Annotated in this window: 1 protein-coding gene; it reads left to right on the top strand. The window is 34.7% G+C overall.

Annotated elements, in window-relative coordinates:
• Positions 1–19: 19 nt before the first annotated feature.
• Positions 20–239, top strand: a 220-nt coding sequence (locus QSV46_RS40960; protein ID WP_314964480.1) for a Holliday junction resolvase RecU, incomplete at its 3' end; no start/stop codon positions are given.

The raw sequence follows: 239 nt of genomic DNA, 5'->3' as shown, positions 1-239 counted from the left end.
ATTGTGAGGAGGTTACATAGTGAATTACCCAAACGGGAGAAGAAGCCAAGCTTCCTCTTCATCTCCATCAATAGAAAAGAAATCTGATCAAGTTGTTTATAGCAATCGAGGCATGAATTTAGAAGAAGATATTGATGAAACAAATACGTTTTATGTAACAACAAACAAAGCAATTATTCATAAAAAGCCAACTCCTGTACAAATTGTACGAGTACATTATCCTAAAAGAAGTGCTGCAG

The sequence above is a fragment of the Bradyrhizobium cosmicum genome (assembly GCF_032290525.1).
GTDB classification, from domain to species: domain Bacteria; phylum Pseudomonadota; class Alphaproteobacteria; order Rhizobiales; family Xanthobacteraceae; genus Bradyrhizobium; species Bradyrhizobium cosmicum_A.
Note: the sequence above shows the minus strand (reverse complement) of the source record. Positions and strands in the feature narration are given on the sequence as shown.